The sequence below is a fragment of the uncultured Subdoligranulum sp. genome (genome assembly GCF_937890665.1).
The window spans coordinates 1-3699 of sequence record NZ_CALADU010000278.1 but is presented as its reverse complement, the minus strand read 5'-3'; the positions used below and the strand labels follow the sequence as shown (position 1 = coordinate 3699).

The following is a 3699-nucleotide window of genomic DNA, read 5'->3' as shown; positions in this document are numbered from 1 at the left end:
TACACATCCAGCGCAGCCGGGGCTATACCCAGCGCAACGCCTTCGATCTGGAGACGATTCGCAAGGTGGCCGAAACCGCCCGTGCGGCCAACCCCAAAGCGGTGATCTTTGTGGACAACTGCTACGGGGAATTCACCCAGATTCAAGAACCGTTGGCCGTGGGAGCTGACCTGATGGCTGGCAGTTTTATCAAGAATCCCGGCGGCGGTATTACGCCCACGGGCGGATACATCGCGGGCCGCGCGGATCTGGTAGAGAAGTGCAGCCATCGCTTTACGGCCCCCGGCATCGGCGCTGATCTGGGATGCACGCAGGACAGCCTGCGGGACACTTTTCTGGGCTTCTATTACGCCCCGGGTGTTGTGTGCGAGGCACTCAAAACGGCCATCTACGCCCAGTGTCTGATCGAGCTGGCGGGGGTCCATCCGGTGCCCCGCTACACCGAAGATCACAACGACATTGTGACCTGCTTCGATTCGGGCAGTGCGGCAGCCCTGACCGGCTTCTGCGCGGGAATCCAGCACAATAGTCCCATCGACAGCTTTGCCTCGCCGGAACCGGCCGATGAACCCGGCTATACCGATAAGGTGGTCATGGCGTCTGGCAGCTTTACCGAGGGCAGCACCATTGAGATCTCCTGTGACGGCCCGCTGCGGGCACCTTACACCTGCTATCTGCAGGGCGGCGTGAACTTCACCGCAGGCCGTGCGGCTGTGCTCAATGCGGTGCAGAACGCCTTCTTTGCTTGAGCCGCTTATATAAAAGAACAAAAAAATCCCGTGTGCCTTGCAGCACACGGGATTTTGCTTTAGAGGATGTTACCCTTTGACGTAATCGCGCACCAAAGCTTGCAGCAGATCATCGCGATCAATGCGGCGAATGATAGCGCGTGCATTTTTGTAGGTCGTGATATAGGTCGGATCCTCAGACAGGATGTAGCCTACCAGCTGGTTGATGGGGTTGTAGCCCTTCTCTTCCAGCGCGCGATAGACCTGCAGAACTGCCTGTTTGATCTCCATATCGCGGTCATCACGAATGGAAAATACAGCAGTCGGCTCAGAGATCGGCATATCCAGTTCCCCTTTCTCAGCGTAATATCACGTATATTATAACAAAAGTGCACACAATTTGCAATGCCTTGCCGGCAAATTTTTATACAAATTTCTGAATACTGTCAGCCAACAATGACTTCGCCCTTGCGGATGACCTTCTGAATGTTGAGCTGGTGGTCCGCCAAAATCACATTGCCCCAACGGCCGGGTTCCAGACTGCCGTAGTCGGCGTCGATGCCAATGCTGCGTGCAGGATTCAAAGAAGCGGCACGTACTGCGCTGACCAGCGGCACATCCATATCCAATACGGCGTGCTTCATGCAGTCGTACAGGCAGGTGGCGCTGCCGGCAATGGTGCCGGGATGCTCAGTCAGGGTAGCACGCGGGCCGCGTACCGTTACAGCTTGTCCACCCAAGGAGTATTCGCCGTCCGGCAGGCCGCAGGCCATCATGCTGTCGGCAATTAGAATCACATGCTCGTCCCCGAAGGTGCGGAAAGTAAAGCGCACCATGGCGGGATGAATGTGTACGCCATCGGTGATCAGCTCCACCTCGGCGCCTTCTTCCAAAGCGGCGATTATGGGGCCGGGGGCACGGTGGGTGATGCCGGGCATAGCGTTGTACAGGTGGGTCATGTGGGACGCACCGGCGGCGAACGCCTCTTTGGCGGTCTCATAGTCCACGCAGGTATGCGCAATAGAGATTCGGACCTCATTGTGGCATTCCTTGATGAAGTCCAGATTGCCCGGGACTTCGGGGGCAATGTCCACCAACCGGATCAACCCGCCGCTGCGAGCCTGCAAACGGCGGAACATACCGGCGTCGGCAGCCATCACATATTTAGGATTCTGGGCGCCCACTTTGTCAGGGCTGATGTAGGGCCCTTCCATATTGATGCCCACCAGATCGGCGCCGCGGTCATTTTTATGAGCCGCTGCTACATCCATGATGCCGTTGAGGATCTCCTCGTTGAAAGTCATGGTAGCGGGGCAGATGGCCAGCACACCTTTGCTGGCCTCAAAGTCAGCGATCGCCTGCAGACCGGCCTCGTCGGCGTCGCAGAAATCGTGGCCAACCGCGCCGTGGAAGTGAATGTCTACCAGACCCGGCAGGGCATAGGCACCCTGCGCGTCAAGAATTTCTTCCCCGGGCTGGGGGGCGGCGCCAAAGACGATGCGACCGTCCCGGATCACCAGATCCTTTTCTACAAACCGGCACCCGTCGGAAAATACCTTTGCATTGCGGATAATCATAGGTTTGCACCTCCTGCCCTTAGATCAGGCTCAGGGCCTCCTCGTCGCCCACCAGAATGAAATCGGGGTGCATCTGCAGGATGCTGGCCGGAACCTCGGGGGTCACGGGGCCGAAGAAGGCCTTCTTGACAATCTCGGCCTTGTCCTTGCCGTTGGCAACCATCAGCACTTTGCGGGCCTGCATGATGGTCTTAATGCCCATGGTGTAAGCCTGTTTCGGTACCAGATCCTCGTTGCCCTCAAAGAAGCGCTTGTTGGCTTCGATGGTTTCGGGCTTCAGGTCCACGCAGTGGGTGCCCAGCTCGAAAGCCTCGCCCGGCTCGTTGAAGCCGATGTGGCCGTCGTGGCCGATGCCCAGCAACTGCAGGTCGATGCCGCCTACCCGCTTAATGATGTAGTCATAGCGGGCGCATTCCGCCTCGGCATCCATGTTGGTGCCGTCGGGTAGGTTGATGGAAGCGGGGTTGATGTTGACCAGATCGAAGAGGTTGCGGTGCATAAAGCTCCAGTAGCTTTCGGCATGTTCCCGGGGCAGGCCGCGGTACTCGTCCAAATTGACGGTCGTTACTTCCGAAAAATCCAGATCGCCCTTGTTGTACCACTCCACCAGCTGCTTGTAGGTGCCTACGGGAGTACCGCCGGTAGCAAGACCCAGCACGCAGTTGGGTTTCATAATGACCTGAGCCGAAATGATGTTGGCCGCTTTGCGGGACATGTCGTAGTAATCTTTTGCACGGATAATTTTCATGAGAAAAACCTCCAGATGATTGTAGGGGAGAAGTCCTGTGGGATAGATGCTATTATAACACGGAAACGGTGCCAAAGGGAACACAACCGTGTTTTTTCTGAAAATAAATACCGGGGACAGGCTTTGCGCCCGCCCCCGGCGGAGGTGATAAAGGGAACCAGAACCTTTATCTCGGCGCTGTAAGGGGAATCCTTACAGCATCTTCTTCAATTCGTCGTAGACAAACTGGACCTTGGGGCCGATAACGACCTGGCAGGCATTCTTGCTGGGACGAATGACACCGGCAGCACCGGCAGCCTTAACGGCCTTTTCGTTCACAGCAGTGCTGTCCTTGACTTCGAAGCGCAGGCGAGTGGCGCAGTAGTCCACGTTCGCCACGTTGGCCTTACCGCCCACAGCAGCCAGAACGCCGCTGGCGATGGTGGTGAAGTCATTGTTGGCCAGCTGGATGTTGGCTTCAGCAGCCTCGGCATCCTCATCCTCACGGCCCGGGGTCACCAGGTTGAACTTGGTGATGGCGAAGCGGAAGACGACGTAGAAGACGACGAAAGCAGCAAGGCCCAAAGGCAGGATCATCCAAGTGTTGGCATGGGCCGGCAGAGAAGCGGAGAAGACCAGGTCAGTGGCACCGGCAGAGAACATGAAG

Annotated in this window: 5 protein-coding genes; 1 reads left to right on the top strand and 4 read right to left on the bottom strand. The window is 57.3% G+C overall.

Annotation, left to right across the window (positions count from 1 at the left end; all coding sequences use genetic code 11):
- Positions 1 to 749, top strand: a 749-nt coding sequence (locus tag Q0526_RS15810) for a methionine gamma-lyase family protein (RefSeq protein WP_298735693.1), incomplete at its 5' end; no start/stop codon positions are given.
- Between the two features lie 69 nt (positions 750 to 818).
- Here the strand turns inward: Q0526_RS15810 and Q0526_RS15805 are convergent.
- The 4 genes from Q0526_RS15805 to Q0526_RS15790 all read right to left on the bottom strand — a co-directional run.
- The gene (locus Q0526_RS15805; protein WP_007047260.1) at positions 819 to 1070 is read right to left on the bottom strand and encodes an IreB family regulatory phosphoprotein; all 252 of its coding nucleotides are present in this window, start codon (positions 1068 to 1070) and stop codon (positions 819 to 821) included.
- 104 nt (positions 1071 to 1174) lie between these two features.
- Positions 1175 to 2305, bottom strand: a complete 1131-nt coding sequence (gene nagA, locus Q0526_RS15800; protein ID WP_298735690.1) for an N-acetylglucosamine-6-phosphate deacetylase — start codon at positions 2303 to 2305, stop codon at positions 1175 to 1177.
- Between the two features lie 19 nt (positions 2306 to 2324).
- Positions 2325 to 3053: a glucosamine-6-phosphate deaminase gene (gene nagB / locus Q0526_RS15795; protein WP_298735687.1), complete on the bottom strand. Its 729-nt coding sequence runs from the start codon at positions 3051 to 3053 to the stop codon at positions 2325 to 2327.
- 192 nt (positions 3054 to 3245) lie between these two features.
- Positions 3246 to 3699, bottom strand: a 454-nt coding sequence (locus tag Q0526_RS15790; protein WP_298735685.1) for a glucose PTS transporter subunit EIIB, incomplete at its 5' end; no start/stop codon positions are given.

What these genes read in the sequence shown, in the direction of transcription:
- nagA (WP_298735690.1), bottom strand. Translation starts at nt 2,305, where the DNA reads ATGATTATCCGCAATGCAAAGGTATTTTCCGACGGGTGCCGGTTTGTA.
- nagB (WP_298735687.1), bottom strand. Translation starts at nt 3,053, where the DNA reads ATGAAAATTATCCGTGCAAAAGATTACTACGACATGTCCCGCAAAGCG.
- Q0526_RS15805 (WP_007047260.1), bottom strand. Translation starts at nt 1,070, where the DNA reads ATGCCGATCTCTGAGCCGACTGCTGTATTTTCCATTCGTGATGACCGC.